Source organism: Thiomicrospira sp. WB1 (assembly GCF_001507535.1).
Lineage (GTDB): Bacteria > Pseudomonadota > Gammaproteobacteria > Thiomicrospirales > Thiomicrospiraceae > Hydrogenovibrio.
The window spans coordinates 152,523-173,764 of the sequence record NZ_LQBN01000001.1 but is presented as its reverse complement, the minus strand read 5'-3'; the positions used below and the strand labels follow the sequence as shown (position 1 = coordinate 173,764).

At 55.2% G+C, this 21,242-nt stretch carries 18 protein-coding genes; 5 read left to right on the top strand and 13 right to left on the bottom strand.

From position 1 onward, the window contains the following. Nucleotides 1-72: 72 nt before the first annotated feature. Genes AVO41_RS00785 through mnmG form a run of 4 tightly spaced genes read right to left on the bottom strand, consistent with a single transcriptional unit; the run spans nt 73 to nt 4,279 of the window. Nucleotides 73-939: a ParB/RepB/Spo0J family partition protein gene (locus AVO41_RS00785; protein ID WP_068581163.1), complete on the bottom strand. Its 867-nt coding sequence runs from the start codon at nt 937-939 to the stop codon at nt 73-75. A 15-nt stretch (nt 940-954) separates the two neighbouring features. Further along, nucleotides 955-1,722, bottom strand: a complete 768-nt coding sequence (locus tag AVO41_RS00780) for a ParA family protein (RefSeq protein ID WP_068581160.1) — start codon at nt 1,720-1,722, stop codon at nt 955-957. Further along, a complete protein-coding gene (gene rsmG, locus AVO41_RS00775; RefSeq protein ID WP_068581157.1) occupies nt 1,719-2,375 on the bottom strand; it encodes a 16S rRNA (guanine(527)-N(7))-methyltransferase RsmG in 657 nt (218 codons plus the stop codon). The genes AVO41_RS00780 and rsmG overlap by 4 nt, the downstream gene beginning before the upstream one ends. Then, entirely contained in the window at nt 2,375-4,279 is a 1,905-nt protein-coding gene (gene mnmG / locus AVO41_RS00770) for a tRNA uridine-5-carboxymethylaminomethyl(34) synthesis enzyme MnmG (protein WP_153003445.1), read from the bottom strand. The genes rsmG and mnmG overlap by 1 nt, the downstream gene beginning before the upstream one ends. 144 nt (nt 4,280-4,423) lie before the next feature. Between mnmG and AVO41_RS00765 the strand changes: the two genes are divergently transcribed. Genes AVO41_RS00765 through AVO41_RS00755 form a run of 3 tightly spaced genes read left to right on the top strand, consistent with a single transcriptional unit; the run spans nt 4,424 to nt 10,330 of the window. Beyond that, nucleotides 4,424-5,020: a hypothetical protein gene (locus tag AVO41_RS00765; protein WP_068581154.1), complete on the top strand. Its 597-nt coding sequence runs from the start codon at nt 4,424-4,426 to the stop codon at nt 5,018-5,020. 7 nt (nt 5,021-5,027) lie between these two features. Continuing rightward, nucleotides 5,028-6,119, top strand: a complete 1,092-nt coding sequence (locus tag AVO41_RS00760) for a two-component system response regulator (RefSeq protein ID WP_068581151.1) — start codon at nt 5,028-5,030, stop codon at nt 6,117-6,119. Nucleotides 6,120-6,127: 8 nt separating this feature from the next. Then, entirely contained in the window at nt 6,128-10,330 is a 4,203-nt protein-coding gene (locus AVO41_RS00755) for a transporter substrate-binding domain-containing protein (RefSeq protein ID WP_153003444.1), read from the top strand. On the opposite strand, the gene AVO41_RS00750 is transcribed toward AVO41_RS00755, so the two are convergent. The 3 genes from AVO41_RS00750 to AVO41_RS00740 are packed head-to-tail and all read right to left on the bottom strand — an operon-like array spanning nt 10,314 to nt 15,011. Further along, nucleotides 10,314-11,594, bottom strand: coding sequence for a diguanylate cyclase (locus AVO41_RS00750; protein ID WP_068581145.1), 1,281 nt, complete (start codon nt 11,592-11,594; stop codon nt 10,314-10,316). The genes AVO41_RS00755 and AVO41_RS00750 overlap by 17 nt on opposite strands. A 53-nt stretch (nt 11,595-11,647) precedes the next feature. Continuing rightward, nucleotides 11,648-13,936: a glycosyltransferase gene (locus AVO41_RS00745; RefSeq protein WP_068581142.1), complete on the bottom strand. Its 2,289-nt coding sequence runs from the start codon at nt 13,934-13,936 to the stop codon at nt 11,648-11,650. 1 nt (nt 13,937) lies between these two features. Further along, complete coding sequence (locus AVO41_RS00740) at nt 13,938-15,011, bottom strand: flippase-like domain-containing protein (RefSeq protein ID WP_201022816.1); 1,074 nt, start codon at nt 15,009-15,011, stop codon at nt 13,938-13,940. Nucleotides 15,012-15,125: 114 nt separating this feature from the next. On the opposite strand from AVO41_RS00740, the gene AVO41_RS00735 reads away from it, so the two are divergent. Beyond that, nucleotides 15,126-15,626, top strand: coding sequence for a ferritin (locus AVO41_RS00735; RefSeq protein ID WP_068581137.1), 501 nt, complete (start codon nt 15,126-15,128; stop codon nt 15,624-15,626). A gap of 24 nt (nt 15,627-15,650) precedes the next feature. Here AVO41_RS00735 and AVO41_RS00730 read toward each other — a convergent pair whose 3' ends face one another. Next, nucleotides 15,651-16,436, bottom strand: a complete 786-nt coding sequence (locus AVO41_RS00730) for an HPP family protein (protein ID WP_068581134.1) — start codon at nt 16,434-16,436, stop codon at nt 15,651-15,653. A 168-nt stretch (nt 16,437-16,604) separates the two neighbouring features. On the opposite strand from AVO41_RS00730, the gene AVO41_RS00725 reads away from it, so the two are divergent. Then, the gene (locus tag AVO41_RS00725) at nt 16,605-17,801 is read left to right on the top strand and encodes an NnrS family protein (protein WP_068581131.1); all 1,197 of its coding nucleotides are present in this window, start codon (nt 16,605-16,607) and stop codon (nt 17,799-17,801) included. Nucleotides 17,802-17,809: 8 nt separating this feature from the next. Here AVO41_RS00725 and AVO41_RS00720 read toward each other — a convergent pair whose 3' ends face one another. The 5 genes from AVO41_RS00720 to AVO41_RS00700 form a co-directional block, all read right to left on the bottom strand. Then, the gene (locus tag AVO41_RS00720; RefSeq protein WP_068581129.1) at nt 17,810-18,094 is read right to left on the bottom strand and encodes a type II toxin-antitoxin system RelE/ParE family toxin; all 285 of its coding nucleotides are present in this window, start codon (nt 18,092-18,094) and stop codon (nt 17,810-17,812) included. Further along, entirely contained in the window at nt 18,091-18,306 is a 216-nt protein-coding gene (locus AVO41_RS00715) for a hypothetical protein (protein ID WP_068581126.1), read from the bottom strand. The genes AVO41_RS00720 and AVO41_RS00715 overlap by 4 nt, the downstream gene beginning before the upstream one ends. Nucleotides 18,307-18,411: 105 nt before the next feature. Then, nucleotides 18,412-18,915 (bottom strand): DsrE family protein, encoded by a 504-nt coding sequence (locus AVO41_RS00710; RefSeq protein WP_068581124.1) that lies wholly within the window; start codon nt 18,913-18,915, stop codon nt 18,412-18,414. A gap of 71 nt (nt 18,916-18,986) precedes the next feature. Then, the gene (locus tag AVO41_RS00705) at nt 18,987-19,913 is read right to left on the bottom strand and encodes a LysR family transcriptional regulator (protein WP_068581121.1); all 927 of its coding nucleotides are present in this window, start codon (nt 19,911-19,913) and stop codon (nt 18,987-18,989) included. After that, nucleotides 19,910-21,211: a GGDEF domain-containing protein gene (locus AVO41_RS00700; RefSeq protein WP_235584620.1), complete on the bottom strand. Its 1,302-nt coding sequence runs from the start codon at nt 21,209-21,211 to the stop codon at nt 19,910-19,912. Before AVO41_RS00700 ends, AVO41_RS00705 begins: the two co-directional genes overlap by 4 nt. Nucleotides 21,212-21,242 lie beyond the last annotated feature (31 nt).

The following is a 21,242-nucleotide window of genomic DNA, read 5'->3' as shown; positions in this document are numbered from 1 at the left end:
CTACAAGATATTGGTTTCTGTGAAGATCAACCACTATATTTATGACCAGGCCTGGTCATTTTTGCCACTCGACTATGTCAGCCGACGCAACAGCGCTTCCAACTCTTTTTCGTTCTTGAATCGAATTTCAATGCGCCCACTGCCTTTTTGGGTTTGGGCGATATTGACCGCCGTACCGGCCTTCTGTTCCAGGGAGCGCTGGTAGTTCTGCAAGGGCTCGCTCAAAACCGCTGGCTCGGCCTTACGCCCCTTTTTGGCCGGTACCAGAAGTTTTTGCACGGCCTGCTCCATTTCGCGCACACTCCAGCCTTTTTGCACGGCTTTTTCCGCCAGCGTGAACTGCACGTCCTGCGGCAAGGTAATGATGGCGCGCGCATGCCCCATACTGAGCTGACCATGATGCAACCGTTCCTGCACTTTCTCCGGCAGCTTCAGCAGACGCAGTAAATTGGTGACCGCAGTGCGCGAACGCCCGACCGCGTCAGCCACAGCCTGTTGGGTTAATTCAAATTCATGCATCAGCCGCTTCAGGCCGTAGGCGGTTTCAATCGGATTCAGATCCTGGCGCTGCATGTTCTCAATCAATGCCATGGCCAAGGTGGTCTGATTATCCGCCTGGCGTACCACGACGGGCACTTTTTCCAGACCGGCCATTTTGGCCGCACGCCAACGGCGCTCACCAGCGATGATCTCGTAGCGACCGTCTTCAAGCGGCTTGACCACAATCGGCTGCACAATGCCCTGAATCCGAATGGAATCGGCCAGCTCCTGCATTGCGTCCGCGTCAAACTGGTGACGCGGCTGATAGGCCCCCGGGATCAGATCATCAATGTCGAGCTTATCAATGCGCAAGTCATGCAGACTGCTCTGCGCCTTCTGACGCCCACCAATCAGGGCGTTCACCCCTCGTTTTCCCATCCCGGTACGTTTCTTCGCCATGGACTTATCCTAAATTTACAATCGGGTTTTACGCTTGAGTTCATTGGCCAGCGCCAGATAGGCCACGGCCCCGTTGGAGCCGGCATCGTAATCCAGAATCGATTCGCCGTGACTGGGCGCTTCGGCCAAGCGGACATTGCGCGGCACAATGGTCTGCAACACCTGCATACCAAAGTGTGCCACCAGTTCGCTGGACACGTCATTGGCCAGATTGTTGCGCCGATCGTACATGGTTCGCAACAATCCATCCAAATACAAATCGGGGTTCAGGTCGCTTTGCACCGCTTCAATGGTATCGATCAGTGCGGACAACCCTTCCAGAGCAAAGTACTCGCATTGCACCGGTACCAAAATGCCATCGGCCGCCACCAGACCGTTCAGTGTCAGCATGTTCAGCGTCGGCGGGCAGTCCGCGATGATCACGTCATAGTCATCACGAATCTTTTTCAATCCTTTGCGCAAGCGCTTCGGGCCTTTGGACTCTTCGATCAGCGCCACTTCCGCCGCCGTTAAATCTCCGTTGGCACCGATGAGATCGAGGTTTTCGACCTCGGTGGCCAAAATGACCGAACGCGCCTTGGCATCACCCACCAGCAAATCGTACGCGGAGGCCTCCAACTCATCCTTTTCCACCCCGATGGCCACGGTAGCGTTGCCCTGCGGATCCAGATCGATCAGCAACACACGCTTGCCCAGTCGCGCGAACGCAGCGGCCAGATTCACTGCGGTGGTGGTTTTGCCGACACCGCCTTTCTGGTTGGCAATGGCGAACATTCGGCTCATGCCTGCTCCTTCTCATTGGAATGGATCGGTGCCAGCTGAATCACACGGCGTTGCGCTGACAATTGCGGGACCTGCAAAGGGTGGCACCGGATCAACCGCGCAAAGGCCGGCAGTTGCGCCAGCTCGGCTTCGGCCTGCTGGGCTTTCATCGCCCACCAGTAACCGTCTTCACTGAGCAGATGCCGGGTCAACGTCAAAAAATCCGACAGGGAGGCAAAGGCGCGTGAGACGATCGCATCGTAAGGCACAGCCGGACGATGGGCTTCCACCCGCTCGTGCACCACCTCAACATTCGTCAGTTGCAGCGCATGAACGGCTTGCATCAAAAAACGGGTTTTTTTGCTGTTGCTGTCAATCAGAGCCACGGATTTTTCCGGCGCCAAAATGGCCAGCACCAGCCCCGGAAAACCGGCGCCCGTTCCCACATCCAGCAAGCGATTCCAAGTCATCACCGGCGCCACGCTCAAGCTATCAAACAGGTGTTTGATCAACATCTCATGCGGGTCCCGAATGGCGGTAAGATTAATCGCTTGGTTCCACTTTTGCAACAATTGCCAATACTGAACCAGTTTTGACCAGGCCTGGTGATTTTCAGCCAGCCCCAGTTCTGCGAACGCCGCCTGCAAAGCGGACTGAGCCTGCGTCTCAGTCATCAGCTTGCCTGCCTCACAGACGACTGGCGCCACTTCTTGATCGCGACCAGCAACAATGAAATCGCCGCCGGCGTCACCCCGGCAATGCGGCTGGCCATGCCCAGGGTTTCGGGTCGATGCTCCCGCAGCTTCTGCTTCACTTCGTTCGACAGTCCCGAAACCGCATCCAAATCCAAATCCGGCGGAATCACCACGGCATCCGAGCGCTTCATCTTATCGATGTCTTCCTGCTGACGCTTGATATAGCCGGCGTATTTGGCTTCAATTTCAACCTGTTCTACCACCTGCGGGTCCGTCAACGGCGTGCCGAACGCAGAAAGTTGCGCCAAGGCCCGATACCCGACCTTGGGGCGCTTGAGCAGGTCAAAAAGCGTCTGCTCCTTGCTCAATGGCAACCCCATCAGGGCTTCCGCTTCCCTGGCCTCAGGGTGCTGCGGGTACAGCCAGGCCTGCTTGAGGCGCGCCAATTCCGATTCCAACGCCTCCAGCTTCGTCTCAAATGCCAGCCAACGCTCGTCGGACACCAACCCCAGCTCACGGCCGATTGGCGTCAGTCGCTGGTCGGCATTGTCTTCGCGCAACATCAGACGGTACTCGGCGCGCGAGGTAAACATTCGATAGGGCTCAGAGGTGCCGAGCGTAATCAGATCATCCACCATCACGCCGATGTAGGCTTCATCTCGTCGCGGATACCACGGGGTTTGCTGTCGCGACCGTCGTGCCGCGTTCAAACCGGCGAGCAGACCTTGCGCGCCGGCTTCCTCATAGCCGGTGGTGCCGTTGATCTGCCCGGCGAGAAACAGGCCGGACAGGTGTTGCGATTCCAGCGACGGCTTGAGCCCGCGCGGATCAAAATAGTCGTATTCAATCGCATAGCCCGGGCGCATGATCCGGGCATTCTCCATTCCTTTAATCGTGTGAATCAGGTCCACCTGCGCTTCAAACGGCAAGCTGGTGGAAATCCCGTTGGGATAGAGTTCGGTCGAATTCAACCCTTCCGGCTCGATAAAAATCTGATGACGGTCGCGTTCGGCAAAACGCATGACCTTGTCTTCAATCGACGGGCAGTAGCGCGGGCCGACGCTGTCAATTTCGCCGTCATCACTGTACATCGGGGACTGATTGAGAGCCCCGCGGATCACCTCATGCGTCGCCTCGTTGGTGTAGGTAATGTAACAGGGGATCTGACGCGGATGTTGTTCGGCCCGCCCCATAAAGGAGAACACGGGCAAAGGGTCATCGCCGGGTTGAGGCTGCATGGCTTCAAAATCCACACTGCGCGCATCAATGCGGGGTGGCGTCCCGGTTTTCAGGCGACCGACCGGCAACCCCAGCTCACGCATGCGACTGGCCAGGCGATTGGCCGGGGCATCGCCCGCACGCCCGCCTTCATAATTCTGCAAGCCGATGTGAATGCGCCCGGCCAAAAAAGTGCCTGCGGTCAGCACCACCTGCCGGGCATGGAAATGCAGCCCCATCTGCGTCACCACGCCGATGACCTCATCCGCTTCGATCAGAACGTCGTCCACGGACTGCTGAAACAACGTGAGGTTCACCTGATTCTCAAGGCGTGTGCGAATGGCCTGACGATACAGACTGCGATCGGCCTGAGCGCGGGTGGCCCGCACAGCCGGACCCTTGGAGGCATTGAGCGTGCGAAACTGAATACCAGCCTCATCAATGGCCTCAGCCATGGCACCGCCCAGCGCATCGATCTCTTTCACCAGGTGACCTTTGCCAATGCCACCAATGGCCGGATTGCAGGACATCTGCCCCAGGGTGTCAATGTTCTGGGTCAGCAACAGCGTCTTGGCACCGGTGCGCGCCGAAGCCAGCGCGGCCTCGGTTCCGGCGTGCCCGCCGCCGACCACAATCACATCATAATTGGTCATGGCTGAATCCATGCATCTCCCTCACTGCCCGACTTTGTTCAATGGCGTGTGCAGCGCCGGAACCTGTGAGATTCAGGTGCTGTCAAAAAACGGTAGAATAACGTATAGTAAAATACTATATTATAACACAGTGGTTACGTCGCACGAGGAGGGACCGTGCCAGCATCATTGCGCGCCATCATCGCCAGCGGATTCATGCTTGGACTGTGGGTTAGCCTCGGTGGCTGTACGCACCTGTCCGCCGCCCACTCACTGGATATTCAGCCAGGAGATCGTCTCGTCATCAACCAGCCGATCTCGTTTGCCCCCGGCACCACACGCACTTTCATCCAGTACGGCCGGTTCACCACCCGCCAGCATTTTGAACGTTACGACCCCCACTGTCGTTTGGAAAAAAAACACCTCAGCGAACGCGTTACCATACTGGCCCCTGACCGCTTTAAAATCGCGCGTCTTGGCATCGACCAGGAAGAAGTTGCCCAACTCAACCCTCCGCTGCTACTGGCCAGTCTGGGCAAGGTTCGACTTGCAATGGGCGGCGATGATTTCCCACCGCCCACCATGGATCTGATTCACCTTTACCTGAAAGGGGAACAAACCGATCCAGCTCTTTTGCGCCTGACCTGTGCCGGTGCCTTAAGCGATGGCAGCCCGGCTGACTACCCACGCAATCTTCGTCCGGACCGGGCCAAAATCAATCGCATTCTCGGCCAGATTGGTCAGATTGTTTCCGCTTCATCGCCTAACCACTGAGTTGTTTATGGACTACCAAACCCACATTCTCGTCGTCGATGACGTCACCGATAACATTGAAGTGGTGATGAACCTGCTCAAAGAAGAAGGCTACGATTTCTCGTTCGCCACCGATGGCCAGCAAGCGCTCTCACTGGTTCAGAGCAACCCTTTTGATTTGATTCTGCTTGACATCATGATGCCGGGCCTAAGCGGGTTTGAGGTCTGCGAGCAACTCAAGCAAGACCCGCAAACGCAGGACATCCCGGTGATCTTTCTGACCGCCAAGGTCGACATTGATGCCATTTCCAGAGGGTTTGAGCTGGGCGCCGTGGATTACGTCACCAAACCCTTCAACGGCGAGGAATTGATCGCCCGCGTACGCAATCACCTGGAACTATCACACGCCAAAAAGCTGCTCAAACAGAACAACCTAACCCTCAAACAACACCTGACCCATCGGACACAACGGTTTGCCACCGAACTGGAAGAAAACCAAAAAGAAATGATCTTTCTGCTGGCCGAACTCATGGAAACCACCTCGGACGAAACCGGCCAGCACATTCGCCGGGTGGCCGAATTTTCCCGCCTGCTGGCCAGCTACGACCCGAGCATGTCGGAAGAAGACGAAGACACCTTGTTTCATGCCGCCCCCATGCACGACATCGGCAAAATCAAAATCCCGACCGAGATTCTCAACAAACCGGGCAAACTGACCGAAGCCGAATTCACCACGGTCAAACACCACACCACACTGGCCTATGAAATGATGAGCTTTTCCGATCGATCCTTGATGAAAGCTTCGGCCATCATTGCCCTACAACACCATGAACGCTGGGATGGGCGGGGTTACCCCAATCAACTCAAAGGGGAGACCATCCACCCTTATGCCCGCATCGTGGCCCTGGCCGATGTGTTTGATGCCTTGGCCAACCGTCGCCATTACAAACCAGCCTGGCCGATGGAGGAGGTGGTGACCTACATCAACGAACAACGCGGCAGACAGTTTGAACCCAAACTGGTCGACATTTTCAACCAGCATCAGGATGAATTCTCTGCCATTCTAGAGCGCTACAAACAGCCGCCCGGTCCGCATGAACTTTACGAACGCGAAGGGTGAAACACCTGATGCGCTGGACGTCTTTTCTGGCAGGTCTCTGGCTTGCGCTCCATCTGATTCCGGCTCAGGCTCTGGACCTGACGGATCAGGAACAGGCCTGGTTAAAACAACACCCCACGATCACATTGGGCGCCGATCACAACTGGCCCCCATACGAATTTGAAGATGCCGAAGGCAAACACCAAGGCATGGCCGCGGATCTGCTGGCACTCATTGCCGAACAGACCGGGCTGCGCATTCAGGTCAAGCCCGATGTCTGGCAAACCACCCTGAACGAAGCCCGAAAAGGCAAATCGGGCCGTCTGCATGGTCTCTCCAGCGTGGTGCCAACCCCACAGCGCCAAGCGGATTTTTTCTTTACCGCCCCCTACGCATCCATGCCGCTGGCCATTTTCATGGCAGACAACCCAAACCAGGTAAACACCCTGGAGGACTTTACCACCGAGACCGTGGCCATCAACACCGGCTCTTACCTGCACGAATGGCTGGTCGAGACGCACCCCGATCTGAAATTGCATTTGACCGATTCCAACCAGCAAGCACTCGAAGCCGTCTCGTTTGGCCAGGCCGATGCCTACATCGGCAATCTGGCTGTGGCCAGTTACCTAATTGAACGCCATTTTCTGACGAACCTTCGGATCATCAACAAGCTTGAGGGACGACGCACGGAAACGGCGATTGCCATCCACAAAGATTTTCCCGAACTGTTTTCCATTGTGCAAAAAGCACTGGCCGGCATTCCGACAGAGCGAATGCAACAACTGCGACAAAAATGGTTTGATCGTTCTCGCAGCACTCAGACCGTAACACTGAGCCCGGCACAGGAACACTGGCGCCAGCAACATCCGGTGATTCGTGTCGCCGCCGATCAGGACTGGGCTCCATTTGACTACCTGGATGAAGACGGTCAACCCGAAGGCTTTTCCAAAGACCTACTACAAACGCTGGGTCGCAAGCTCGGTCTGCGCTTTGAGTTTTCGTCCATGCCGTGGCACCAGGCCATCCAAAAACTGAAGGACAAACAGGTGGATGTCCTCTCTTCGGCTGCGCCCTCAGAGCAAAGAAAAACATTTGCCCGCTTCACCCAGCCCTATCACCGAACACTCACCTATTTTTTCAAACCCCATTCCCTGGCCATCGATGACCTCAAACAAAGTCAAAACCTGAGGCTGGCGATTCCGCGCGACTATGTGCATTTGCCTTTTCTCAGATCCGAATACCCCAACCTCAAACTGGTGCTGACGGCCACACTGGACGAGGCCATTGACCGAGTGCTGGAAAACAAAGCCGAACTGTTATTTGCCAACTACACGGTTCTGAATTTCAAGCTGTCACAACTGGGCATTCAACGCATTGAACCGTTTGATGCCAGTCGCAAAGGCAGCCAGCCTCTGCACTTTATGGTCCGCAAAGACGCGCCAGAGCTGGTGGCGCTTTTGAATCAGGGGCTTGAAGCCCTGACCCCCCAGGAAAAGCAGGCTTTGACGCAAAAATGGCTGGGCCGTAATCGGTTCGCCGAAGCACAGAGTTTATTAGACCGACTCTCCCTGTCCGCGCCGGATAAAGAGTGGCTGCAAAACACACCTTTATTGTCTCTGAAAACCTTACGTGATCATTTACCTGTTGAGGCCATGGCTTCTCATGGGTATCAAGGCATCGTCGCCGAATACATTACCCTGCTGCAAGACGCCCTCAATCTGACGATCGACGTCAACCCATCCGCTAACACTCCCGCTTTGATCAGTGCCGAACAACCCTGCAGCACCGTCAGTCCAGCCTACCGCCCTCTGCCCCCACTTTTGCAAACGCCACTGGTGGTGGTCACCGACAATGAGTCCGCGTTCATCAGTGATCTGCAAAACCTCAGTGGTCAGCGCATTGCATTGATGCAACCGTTGCACAGTACCCAGCGCTTCAAAAAACGCTATCCGACCCTGGCATTTGAAGGCTTTCCGACCACCCAAGCGGCTCTGCAGGCCTTGGCCACCAATCAGGTGGATGCGGCTGTGGTGCCTTTGGCGCAGGCCAGCTACTGGATCGAACGCCAACAGCTAACCACCCTCAACATCGTGGGCAAAACCGACCAGTCTTACCAACACGGTCTATATGTGCATCAGGCTTACCCCGAGCTGTATCGTATACTGAGCCAGGCATTGCCTTTACTCAAACAACAGCACCGCCAGGCAATTCATGACCAGTGGACCCAAGTCAATTATCTGCAGCAGTTTGATTACTGGACCCTACTTAAACTCTCCCTTGGTTTTGTGCTGCTACTGCTCCTCATTGTGTTCTGGAACCGCAAGATGGCCAGCGAAATCCGTCGGCGCAAAGCCGCTCAGGAGCAATTGCATCAAAGTGAAACGCAACTGCAAGACATGATCGACGCCATGCCATTGCTGGTGCTGGTCACGGACCAGAACGGCACGATTCTCCACGCCAACTGCCACGCCCAAACCCACTACAACCTTCACGCGTCAGACCATCGGCGCATGAACCTGACCCGGTTTTTCGAACGACAGGACCAATTCGACAATTTGAAAGCCGAGCTTGCCCGTGAAGGACAGGTCAATCAGGTCGAAGTGCCATTCAGGTCCCTTGAGACCAAAGACTCAACGCCTCGCCACATGCTGACGTCCATGATGAACCTTCAGTACAATCAGCAACCGGCGATTCTGACCATCCTGCTCGACATCAGCGAACGGGTACAGATGGAGCAGGCGCTCAACCAGGCCAAACAAGATGCCATGGACGCGAATCAGGCCAAATCACAGTTTCTCGCCAATATGAGTCATGAAATCCGCACCCCGATGAACGCCATCCTCGGCTTCACCGAATTACTGGAAGCCCAAGTCACCACCCCACGCTTGAAACGATTTGTGCACACCATCCAGAATGCCGGCAACACCCTGCTAATGCTGATCAATGACATTTTGGACCTGTCCAAAATCGAGGCAGGGAAAATGGCCCTGCAGCGCAAACCAGTCAACCCGACCCAGTTGTTTCAAGACATTGGTGAAATGTTTCGCCTCAACATTGAGAAGAAAGGATTGGCGTTTGAAGTCACTCTGGCGCCCGAATTGCCAACCAGCTTATTGCTGGATGAAGTGCGCATCCGCCAGATTCTGTTTAACCTGCTCGGCAATGCGCTCAAGTTTACCGAGCAGGGCTCGATTACGCTCAAAGTCATGTCTAACCATGCGCCCACGAGCAGCCAGGTCACCCTGCGCATCGAGGTCACAGACACCGGCATGGGCATTGCCCCCGATCAGAAAGAAAAGATTTTTGACGTCTTCACCCAGCAAAGCGGACAGGACACGCAAACCTATGGCGGCACCGGACTGGGACTGTCCATTACCCAGCGTCTGGTCAGCATGATGGGGGGACACATCGACGTGGAGAGCGAGCCGGGCCGGGGCAGCCGTTTTATCATCGAATTACCGCAGGTTGATATTCCCGCCGTCAGCGGCCCGGCCCCCCCGTCGCCGAGCGGCAATCAGCCCCCTGAAAACGGTGAGGCCTTTGCACCGGCGACGCTGCTGGTGGTGGATGACATTGCCAACAACCGCGACTTAATCGTGCAAAACTTCTATCACACGCCCATCACCGTGTTGGAAGCCGCCAACGGCCAGGAGGCAGTGGATCAGGTGGCCTCGGCACATCCTGACCTCATACTGATGGACATCGCCATGCCGGTGATGAATGGCTATGAAGCCGCCAAGCAAATCAAACAGAAGCATCCCGAACTGCCCATCATTGCCCTGACCGCCTCGGTGCTCAATAACCAGCTGGATGAAACCCAGCGCGAGTATTTCGATGATGCGCTGCGCAAGCCTGTGATGCGACGCGACCTGATGCAAACCCTGGCCGAGTACTTGCCTTTTGCCGCCGCCCAAACGGACGATCAGCCCGATCATGAAAAGGCTTCGACGGAGACCATTGATCTGGATCCGGCCAAGCAGGCAGAACTGGCCCAGGCCCTGGAGCAGCTTGAACCGAAATTTCTGCGCGTCCGGGACAGCCAGAGCATTGATCACATGAAACGCTTTGCTCAAGCCCTGAGCAAGGTGGGGCAAACCCATCGCGTCATGGCCATTGAAACCTTTGCCCGCGAATTATCCGAACAGATCGACGGATTTGACATTCAGGGCATGCAGAACTCGATCAGGCAGTACCCGGAGCGCAAAGCACAATGGACTAAGACGACGCCTTAACCTGATTTTTTCCCGCCTGTTTGGCGGCATAAACGGCCTGATCTGCCCGCTTGAAGAGACTTTCCGGGTCGTCGCCCACCTGCGTCTGCGCCACCCCAAAACTCATGGTCAGATTAATGTCCGGCAACGCATCCAGTTTGAGCTCAGCAATGCGGTCCTTCAACAACTGTGCCACAAACTCAGTGCTGCTCAGATCTGAGTCAATCAACACACAGAACTCTTCGCCCCCCCAGCGAATCACCACATCATCTTTACGCAGGGAGCGGCGAAACACCTCTGCCACCTGTTTCAGAACCTCGTCCCCGACATCATGCCCGTAGGAATCATTCAACACTTTAAAATCATCCAGATCCCCCAGAATCAGACTGAACTGATGCCCCTCGTCTTCGAAGTGACGCAGTTTGGCCACCATCAGTTCATCAAACTTGGAGCGGTTAAACAGCCCGGTCAGGGCATCGTGATAAGCTTTGTATTCCAGATGATGGGTTTTTTCGATCACCTCGGACGAGTCCTTGGAAATGGCGAGAAAATACATCGGATGATTGTATTCATCCACAATCGGGGTGATCGTCTTCTGCTCAAAAAACGCATGGCCGTCTTTGTGGCGGTTCAGAAAAATGCCTTTGAACGACTGATTTTTCAGCAGAGCCTCCCACATATCGCGGTAAAACGACTCCGGCATTTTACCGGACTTGAACATTCGGGTATTACGGCCCTTGATTTCGTCCAGCGAATAACCGGTCAAACGCGTAAAGGCATGGTTGGCATACATGATCTGACCCTTCAGATCCGTGATCAACGCTGCATCCGCGGTCTGATTAATGGCTTCGGCCAGAAAAAAGGCCTGCTCCTGATCTTCCAGCCGTTCATTCACCTCCATCTGACAGGAAATGTACCCCACCACCGCCTGCTGATCGTCCAGAATCGGGTTGATGCTCCAGCGCACGATGTATTCCGAGCCGTCTTTGCGATAATTGATGGTCTGACCGATAAAGGTTTCCTGACGCCGAACCTTCTGATCCAGCTCCGCCAGCACTTCCGGGCTGGTTTTCGGACCTTGAAGCAGTTTGGGGCTTTGCCCCTTCAGTTCGGCCTCACTGTACCCTGTCTGCTCTTTGAAGCGCTGATTGACATACAAAAAGGGATAGGGCACCGGCTCGTCTTCGGTTCCGGTGACCACAAAGGTCATCATCGAGTACTCAAACGCCTGCAGAAAACTGCGGATCGAAGGGTGTTCAAACAAGGGGTGGTCAGCAACGATCATTGAAAGTCCGTTTTCCAGAAACAAGCCTTCACTTTACTCAAAACCCTCTGCATTTACGAGTCCTTTCTGCGCGCCCGTGTTGCGCCGGATGCATGCGTCAGTTCATATTGCGCCAGGACTTCAGCATAGGTCCGATGCACCCGCCGTGCGTAGGGATCAATGTCAAAGTCTCGCGCAAACGCCTGAGCGGCTTTGCGCATGGCATGGCGTCGTTTGGGGTTTTCCAGGAGACTTTGCACTGCTTTTGACCAGGCCTGGTAGTTTTCAGGGGTTTTGATCCCTGTCTGATTCTGTTCAATCACATCGTCAATGCCACTGGCACGCACCGCCACCACCGGCAAACCACCGGCCATGGCTTCCAGAATCACCATGCCCTGTGTTTCCGAACGCGAAGCAAACACAAACAGATCCCCCAGCTGATAAAGCGCGGGCATTTCTTCGGGCGCAATCTTTCCGACCAACTGCACAGTCTGACTTAACCCGAGCGCGTCGATCTGCGTCTCAAGGGTCGGGCGCGATGGGCCATCTCCCACAATCAGACAGCGAAACCGCTGCTGCGTTCGCTTTTTCAGCGCCGCCAGGGCCTGCAGCATGAACTCAAAATTCTTCTCCGGGCTCAAGCGAGCCACCGAGACCAGAACGGTTTCGTCCGCCGCCAGCCCCCAGCGCTGGCGCAATGCCTCCACTCCGGCACTGTCCTCTGCTTGAAACGCGTCATACTCAATGCCGGTCGGATGCACATAAATAGGGCGGCGCACGCCAATCAAACGCAAATACTCTTCGGCCGAAGCGGTGGGCACAATCACCGCATCACAGCGGTTGGCAAAACGGCGAATCGCACCGTGCACAATCACATTGCGAAACAACGGACCGGGCAAAGGCACGAAATGCGCGTAATGTTCCAGGCGGGTGTGATAGGTCAACACCACCGGCACACCCAGACGTCGCCCCCAAAAAAGCCCCATGCGCCCCAGCCAGAAGGGGTGATGCACATGCACCAGGTCGGGCGAAAACCGTTTGAGTGCGTGTTTCAGACGTTTTGAAAACGGATTGGCCAGGCGAAACGGTCGCTCTGCGCTGGTCTTCAACCAGGCAGGCAGACGAACCACCGACAACCCCTCGGGCAGTGCCTTATCCTGACGGGCCTGCGCCTCAGTCGCGTAGTCCGGCGCGAGCACCTCGACCTGATGCGACTGATGCACCAGCCCCCGAGCCAGCCGGGCAATCGAAATCGGCACCCCGCCCACAAACGGCAGGTAATTGTTGGTGACCATGCTCACCCGCAATGAGCGATCCAGAAATGGACTCGGATCCAGGTCGTAATTGGGGTAATAGTTTTTGCCTTCAAACACGGCACCGTAAAGCTTGATCGCAATCATAATCAGCACCGCCATGATCAGCAGAAAATTCAGGTGCCCCACATAAAACAACGAATGCACAAAAAACCACAGGCTCTCCAGATGCTTCATCACCGGGTGTTGACCGATGTCGAGCCGTTGCTCCCGGACGTGAATCTGCTCGCCCTGGACGGACACAGTGACGTAATGGTAATAACTGGTTTCGTCATTGATCACCAGTCCACCGGCGCCGCCGGTGGTGACGTAACGCACGCCATTGTGAGTACGCTGATCGAACAAATGCAGATTCGACGAAAACACCGCATCCACCTCATAACGTTCAAACAAGGCAATCAGACGCTGGCGGAATGCGTTGGACGCCGGATCACGCGCCAGATACTGATCGTCGAAATCAACAGGTGGCTCCTCGCCCACATCCCAGATGGGGCGACTGACAAACACAAAGCGATTCGCCGCCTCAGTCTTTTTCAGCCGCTTTTCCAGCCACTGCAACTGAAAGTCATAGGTTTCCTCACTGGTCGCGTCCAGAAACGCAAAAAACTGATTGCCCTGAGACAGGGTGTAAAAGAAAGGCCCGAAATGACGGTAAAAATGCACCGCGCCCAATGCCTCGGTCTCATGCGGTCCCACCGTCAGCAAGTAAGGTTTGTTTAAATGCGCCAGCGACCGATACAGTGCCCGGTATTTGTCCTCACCGCCGCTGCTCACCGCATTACCCGCCGAGACCACAAATGCGGCCACATCAGCGTTGAGCCGAGGGATCATCTTTCGCTCAAACAGGCCAACTGAATTATTGATGTTGCCCACCACGGCAAACTGATAGGCCGACTGATCTTTCAGTTGCGCCTCAATCGCCTGCAACTGGCCCCCATGCACCGATTGGAAATCGGTTTCAAAAAACACCAGATACAGTCGGTACCCTAAAATAATCGCAATGATTGCAATCAACAGCACAAACAGTCGTTTTCGGCTCAATCGGTGCATCTCAGGTTTGCTCCTTGGGCTCAGTCATGGGCGCTTTCAGCCAATGCACCGTCACCCCTAGTCCCACCAACATTCCCAGATAAATGGTCAGCGCACGCCAGACCACCACGGCCAACACCAGATGTGCAGTGAGCAGATCCGGGGCGAAAAACCGCCCGAACACCCCCTCGGCAATGCCCGAACCGCCCGGCGTGGGTGAAAAATACATAATAAAGGTGGTGACCACCATTTTGGCCAGACTGAACCAGTAAGACAGATCATAGCCCAACGCCCAAAATATCAGCGCGGGAAACGAAAACAACGCCAATAAAAAGACCGCTGTGCTCACAATGGAGGCGGTGACCCACAACCAGCCCCCGGCAAAATAATGCCGGAACCCGCGACTGAAACGGCGCATTTCACGAATCCAGTGGCGCTTTAAGTACCCAAAACGCGCCCTCGACAACAAACGCACCCGACACAACCCGGCCAACAGTGCCAGCAGCGCCCGGATCAGCCAGTCGGTTTTCAACAGCACCAGCGCAAAGCCCAGCGCATACACCGCAATCGTCAGCCAAAGCCCGGTTTGAATCAGGTTCCGCGCCGAGCCGCCCAGTTCCGGCAACAGGCTCCACAGAATGGGCGCAGCGGTAAAGATCATCAGAATGGCGAGCACCGTACGAATGGTGGTTGCGGTCAGAGCTTTGCCGACGGGGACCTGATGCCGACGCAGAAACCAGACCTGCGCGACCCCGCCACCGGTCGCCAACGGCGTAATGTTGGAAACAAAAATATTGAGAAACACCAACTGAGTCATATCACGTGCCCGAATGGGATAACCCAGTGCTTTGAGGGTGCACCACAAACGAAGGCCATCGGCGGTAAAATAAACCATCAACAACAACAATGCCGATACCAGAAAACCCGGCGCCAGCAACGCATTGTCCCATTGCCAGCGAACCCCTTCCACCTGCCAGTACACCGACAGCACCCCCAAAGCAGTCAGGCTGACAAACAAAGCCGCCATGCCCAGCCATTGGCGAACACTGAACCGGAACGGGGATTGGGATGTGGAAACTGGCTCGGATACGCGCAAACGGTGCCCCTGAAAAGCGATAAAAGGGCATCTTATCACAGCCGCTTGACCCTGTCCGCGGGGGTTTCTATACTGAACTGGTTAGCCGTATTCTTAACTGTATCAGGAGGTTCCATGATTCAAGCAAATATTGCCCAACTGCTCAACGATCAGGTCAATGCTGAATTCTATGCGTCCAATGTGTACCTGCAACTGAGCGCCTGGAGCGAACGCCAGGGGTTGGAAGGCGCGGCCAAGTTTTTCCGTGAACACAGCATGGAAGAGCGCACTCACATGGATAAGATTTTTGATTACATGGCCGAGTGCAGTGTCCCCATCACCATCGATCAGATCCCCAAAGCACCGGCTGACTTTGACAATCTGATGGAGGCGATCAAAGCCGCCCATGACCACGAGCTGAAAGTGACGGCCATGATCAAAAACATCGCCAAGCAATCCTTCGAAGCCGAAGACTACACCACCTTCAACTTCATCGAATGGTTCATTGCCGAGCAACACGAGGAAGAAGTCCTATTCGACAAGATCCTCGACAAAGCCAACGTCCTCGGCTTCAACGGCGAACCCGGCCAGGCGCTTTACATCATGGACAACTACCTGGCCAACGTACAACACTAAGCCATTTGTCACCACTGACCCGTTTCAATCCGGGTCAGTGTCTTCTGTGCCCACCGGTTTGTCTTTGCCTTGTCGGTGGTGCGTCCTGGCTAACCGGTACAACGCCATAAACTCGGCTTCATTCATTTCAAAATAATGCCGCAAGCGTGACTGCGCGTAGACCAGATCTTCATGGGTCAACTCCTGTTGAGCCCACGCTTTATCTCTGTCCGACAGCCTGTCCGAGTCACAGGGACGCGTTTGCGCCTCAAGGGCTTTTTGCCCCCAAATCAACGGATAGCGCCGCCACCGAAACGGCGCATTATAAAGCACGCCCAGCAACGCCAACACCACCAGGCCTGGTAATAAATACCCCCAAATCAACGCCCAGTCCAAGCTTTGTACCACTGGTGCGCCGGAGGCAAAATACATCGCTGTGGCCCCGCCCGGAGCATGACGACATTGAAAAATCAACATCGCCAGAATCGCACCGGTTACTCCCACGGGAACGGCCCAGACAGGATCCTGAAACCAGTGCCAGCTGGCCAATCCGCTGAGACCGGACAATAACTGTCCCATGATCAGGGACCACGGCTGAGCCATAGGAGCATGTGGCGAAGCAAACACGATGATGCTGCTGGCCCCCAAAGATGCGATCAGCAACCAGGGCCAGTCATTTGGATACCAGACTGACATACCCCACGAAAGCACGCTGACTGCCAACGCCACGCCCAGGACACTGATCAGCGCTTCCGTCCACTGCGGCGCTGAAAGTCCCAGGGTTTGCTGCCAGTGACGTAATAATTTCCCTGTCTCCGTTGACTGGGTCATAGACGTCCCCTTTGATTGGTTGGTTCCAACTCTGTTCAATCGATTTGGATGGAATCACCGGGAATGCATGACAAGTGCCGGGCATCCCCGTAGAATCTGAGAAAAAGTGTAACCGAGCTGAAACAGGTTGCAACCATACCCTTTTTGAGGAAAATCAACGAGTTCACCATGCCCTACCGTCTGCTTTCTGTCATCAGCCCGCGCCATTTCTTTTGGGAACGGGCTTTTCGCCCGTTTTTTATGGGTGCAATGCTGGTGAGCATCCTGGCCATGGCCGCCTGGCTTGTGGCCATGAACGGGGAAACCCAACATGGTTTGAACAACGCTCTGGCCCATGGGCATGAAATGGTCTTTGGCTATGCACTGGCCACCGTCGCTGGATTTCTGCTCACGGCGGTGCTTAACTGGTCGCGCATGACCACCGCCAGCGGCGGGGCTTTGGCATTTGTATTTCTGCTGTGGGCACTGGCGCGTATTGGCTGGGTCAGCGGCGCGCCATTGATTTGGTTAGTGGGGTTTGACCTGGCGTTCAACCTGGGGTTGGTTGCGTTGTTTGTCTGGCCAATCTGGCGCAAAAAACTGACCGCACAGGCTGGGCTGGCCAGCAAATTTGTCTTGCTGGCGGGCGTCCAAGCCGGCTTTTATTGGGCCGAATGCTCGCCCTCAAAAGAAGTCTGGGGACTGACCGCACATGACTGGCTGCTGGCCGGGCTTTTTCTGGTGCTGGCGATCAATCTGACCATGCTGCGCCGATTATTGCCGTTTTTCACCGAACGCAGTCTTCATTTAGCGCCTTTTGCCGAACGGCGTGGGCTGGACCGTGGTGCCTTAGTCAGCTTTTTGGGCCTCTGGCCCAGCCTCACCTTCTGGCCTGACCACTGGGTGACCAGTGTGATTGCGCTCAGTGCCTTTATCGTATTTCTGAAGCGGGGCTTACACTGGTTTCATCCAGGGATCATCTCGCAACCACTGCTCTGGCCGCTGCACCTGGCCTACGCGTTCATCACTCTGGGCCTTGGCCTCTATGCGTTCACACCCTGTCAACCCGCGCTGACTTCACTGGCGCTGCACAGCATGACGGTTGGGGGCATCGGCCTGTTGTGCACGGCCATCATCGCCCGCATCAGCCTGGGTCATACCCAGCGCAATGTATTCGAACCGCCCAGGTTTTTAAGCGCCGTGTTTGTTTTCATTGCCTTCGCCGCGCTGGTACGTGTTGGTTTGCCCGGGCTCTGGCCACAACACACTTTGATTTGGTGGACGCTCAGCGCCGCCTTGTGGATTCTAGCCTTTGCCTGGTTGCTCCGACTCTATTGGTCCATTCTGACACGACCCAACCTGCCTGCGCCAAACCAACTCCGCTAAGTCGGTCGTCAATCTTTCAGTCGACGATAAAAGTTTTCATGAACACCCAGCAAAAGCAACGTTCGAGAATCCTCATCCCATTCATACGCCAGTAAATACTGTTGATTGACGCAGTCAAATTTGTAGACGTAAACGCCTGTTAGATCGCCTTTTTTCTCAGCCCCCAACTCTGGGGACTCGACCACCATCTGAATCGCTTTATTAACCGCCTTCAACTGATTGCGATGCAATTTTTTATAAACACGCTTAAACGCCGGTTTCTGGAAGACCTGGACCTTTGTCGGGCCCGTCATACCCCCTCTCTGAATTCAAAGGGCTCAGCCTCCTGGTGTCTGGCCACCAAAAGGGCCTGAATGGCTTCAATGGATAATTCCGGGTTTTCCAAAGCGATCTTTCCAATTCGAGCCCAGTACTCGACTTGATTTGGAATCGATCTGAGTTCGGCTTTGGCCTGAGACTTCGCTTCCTGATAAAACGCATCATCAATGCGAATCGATACACTCATGACAAATCCTCTGCTTCAAACCATAAAAATACAATTGTATGCAAATTGCCACATTTTAACAACCATGCATTCAACCGATAGGGCCGACCTTTGTTCTATCCGTGACTAACGCACCCCAATGACCGTATACCCCTGTTTGTCGTAACCCATGTTAGAGATATACGTATTGCCAACCACCTGCACCCCTTCGCGCATGGCCTCACGGTCCGCGCCAAACAAACGGATCGCTATGGCGCAGGCTTCTACCCGCACCCCCTCAAGCGCTATGAGTTGACTCAGGTTGTCATTAAACGTTTCCACCTGAGCCAGGTCTTCCAGCGGTACCGTATCCAGATGTCGGGTCAGGAAATGCACATTGCGGCCATGAAACGCCAACACCATTTTTGGGGTCAGACCATTGGCCTCCAGATCTCGATACGTCTCTCGGATCACATTCATCTGCGCCGACAGCATAGCCGGATCCGACAGGGTAATATCGAACAGAACCGTCGCCTGATCGACCCCGGCCAAAGCCCGATCATTGTTCTGGGGTTCGGCCTGAACCATCGTCGTGAAGGCAGTCCCCAAAAAGAACGCCAGGGAGAGAAAGAGTGAAACCAAACGGGACATCGCGAGCTCCTTTGCTATGAAACCCTTTCATCATACGCGTTTTGAGCAGGTTTATGAAAAAGGCAAGCGGCTCAAGGTGAAGGCGCTTCCGGTTGCATGGTATCCGCCGCCCGTTCGATGAAATCGATCACAAAAGGCTGGTCAGCCTGATCGGCTGCCACCCCGGCATACAATTTGGACCAGAGCCCAGTCGCGGACAAAGGTCGCAAAACCAGATGCGAGAAGGCCGTCTGTTCTGCCAGCAACCAGCGCGGCAACACACAGACCCCTCGCCCGGCATCGACCTGTTGCAACATCATCAGCGTCAGCTCACTGTAACGCACCGAGGACGGCTGGACTTTGGCCGGCAACAGAAAACGGCTGAACACATCCAGCTTCCAGGTCGGGGCCGGATACGTAATCAACGTGGTTTGCGCCAGAGCCTGCGGCGTCAGCCAGTCATGCCCGGCCAAAGGGTGGTCCGGTGATAAACAGACCACCAGCTCATATTCAAAGAGAGGCACAAACCGAAGCGCACGGGACGACCCGGCGTTTTCAGAACAATTGACCGGATCCGAGGTGATCAACAAATCCACCTGACGATTCAACAACGCCTGAATCGGCGCATCGCCCAGGGCCGAACGTACATCCAGATCCACACTGGGCCAGCGCGTCTGATAATCGCTCAAAAGCGGCAACAGCCAATCAAAACACGTGTGGCAATCCACCCCGATGTACAAACGTCCGGCTTCACCTGTGTGCAAGGCCGCCAGGGTCTGTTCCGCTTTGGCCACACGCGGTAGGACTTCCTCGGCCAATTGCAACAGCGTCTGTCCGGCCCGGGTCCAGACCAATGGCTGGGTCTTACGCTCAAACAGGCGCTGTCCCAAATGGTCTTCCAGCGTTTTCAGCTGATGCGACAGCGCCGACTGGGTCATCGACAATTCAGCGGCACTGAGTTTGACCGAGTGCGTTCTGGCCAAACTCACCAAGGTTTTCAAATGGCGCAGCTCGATCATGCTTGGGCCACCGCGGCTTCAGGTTGATAAAAACAAAACGTATTTCCGCCTGCCGTTTTGGCACGATACATTGCCTGGTCCGCCATCCGCATCAAATCCGTCAATTTTTGCGCGTCATCAGGGTAAAAAGCGATGCCCAGGCTGGCGCCGATGTCCATCACGTGCTCACCCACCTGGTAAGGCGGCACAATGGTCTGCAAAAGGTGGTGGGCCACGGTTTCAACCGAGGCTTGCGTCTGATGCCCGTGCAGAATCACGGTAAACTCGTCGCCGCCCATCCGAGCCACCAGGTCGGCCTGACGCAGGCTTGCGGACAAACGTTGTGCGACCTGCGAAAGCAACTGATCCCCCACATCATGCCCCAATGAATCATTAACCTGTTTGAAACGATCCAGATCAATAAACAACAGTGCCAGCCGGTGGCCTTCGCGTCTGGCTTCGACCAGCGCATTGTCCAGAAACTGCAGAAACAGCGTACGGTTTGGTAACTTTGTCAGAGAATCGTAATAGGCCAGTGATTGCAGTTCTCTGGCCTGGAAGCGCGTCTTTTCCGCCAGCCGATGAAACCAGACAAGAAAATACCCCAATAACAGACTGAGGGCCAGAAACCGAAGGATATGCCACAACCACCAGGTGGAATCCCAGAGCACCGAATATTCAAACAGAACCGCCGACGCCGAAAACAACAATGTCATAATCGCCATCATCAGATAAGCTGGCGAGCGCTGACGACACCCTGCCAGATAAACCGTGGCCATAAAAAAGCCCAGTGCACCCAGCGAGTTCATCAACATGGCAGCCTCACTGAAGCGCCCCTCCACCGCCAACATGGAAGGATAAAGATGCCCTGCCAGCAAAAGGCTGGCACTGATCAACCAGCCCAGCAGAAATCCAAACCAGGGCAGGTGTTTTAACCAGGCCTGCTGATGAAACGCCGCAGGCCATGCCATGATGCTGAACAAAAAGCCCCCGACCAGCACCCCGACACTGTGCAGTCCCACAAAGGTGTTTCCCGGCATCACACTGCCGTGAAAGCCGCCAATGACCGCCATCGCCAGAAACCCGGAGGCGGGCCACAAAAAACGTCTTTCCAGCTGCTGCGCCTTGACCAGAGAGGCCAGATAAACGCCCAGAGAGACATTGATCAGCGCCCCCGCGCCTTCCAGTAAAGCGTGCAGGGGCAAATTGGGCCAGGCCTGCTGACCAAACAACTGAAACCCAATCAGCGCCAGCAAAAGGGGCAGTACCAACCCTGCCAGCAGCACAACCCAGGGCATTGGTTTATATGACCGTTTCAAAGCCACCTCATTCATTCTTAACCCAGTTTCC

Coding starts and splice junctions, on each gene's coding strand:
- AVO41_RS00750 (WP_068581145.1), bottom strand. CDS start 11,594: ATGATCGTTGCTGACCACCCCTTGTTTGAACACCCTTCGATCCGCAGT.
- AVO41_RS00725 (WP_068581131.1), top strand. CDS start 16,605: ATGCCCTACCGTCTGCTTTCTGTCATCAGCCCGCGCCATTTCTTTTGG.
- AVO41_RS00760 (WP_068581151.1), top strand. CDS start 5,028: ATGGACTACCAAACCCACATTCTCGTCGTCGATGACGTCACCGATAAC.
- AVO41_RS00755 (WP_153003444.1), top strand. CDS start 6,128: ATGCGCTGGACGTCTTTTCTGGCAGGTCTCTGGCTTGCGCTCCATCTG.
- AVO41_RS00720 (WP_068581129.1), bottom strand. CDS start 18,094: ATGACGGGCCCGACAAAGGTCCAGGTCTTCCAGAAACCGGCGTTTAAG.
- rsmG (WP_068581157.1), bottom strand. CDS start 2,375: ATGACTGAGACGCAGGCTCAGTCCGCTTTGCAGGCGGCGTTCGCAGAA.
- AVO41_RS00710 (WP_068581124.1), bottom strand. CDS start 18,915: ATGTCCCGTTTGGTTTCACTCTTTCTCTCCCTGGCGTTCTTTTTGGGG.
- AVO41_RS00745 (WP_068581142.1), bottom strand. CDS start 13,936: ATGCACCGATTGAGCCGAAAACGACTGTTTGTGCTGTTGATTGCAATC.
- AVO41_RS00735 (WP_068581137.1), top strand. CDS start 15,126: ATGATTCAAGCAAATATTGCCCAACTGCTCAACGATCAGGTCAATGCT.
- AVO41_RS00705 (WP_068581121.1), bottom strand. CDS start 19,913: ATGATCGAGCTGCGCCATTTGAAAACCTTGGTGAGTTTGGCCAGAACG.
- mnmG (WP_153003445.1), bottom strand. CDS start 4,279: ATGGATTCAGCCATGACCAATTATGATGTGATTGTGGTCGGCGGCGGG.
- AVO41_RS00780 (WP_068581160.1), bottom strand. CDS start 1,722: ATGAGCCGAATGTTCGCCATTGCCAACCAGAAAGGCGGTGTCGGCAAA.
- AVO41_RS00715 (WP_068581126.1), bottom strand. CDS start 18,306: ATGAGTGTATCGATTCGCATTGATGATGCGTTTTATCAGGAAGCGAAG.
- AVO41_RS00730 (WP_068581134.1), bottom strand. CDS start 16,436: ATGACCCAGTCAACGGAGACAGGGAAATTATTACGTCACTGGCAGCAA.
- AVO41_RS00785 (WP_068581163.1), bottom strand. CDS start 939: ATGGCGAAGAAACGTACCGGGATGGGAAAACGAGGGGTGAACGCCCTG.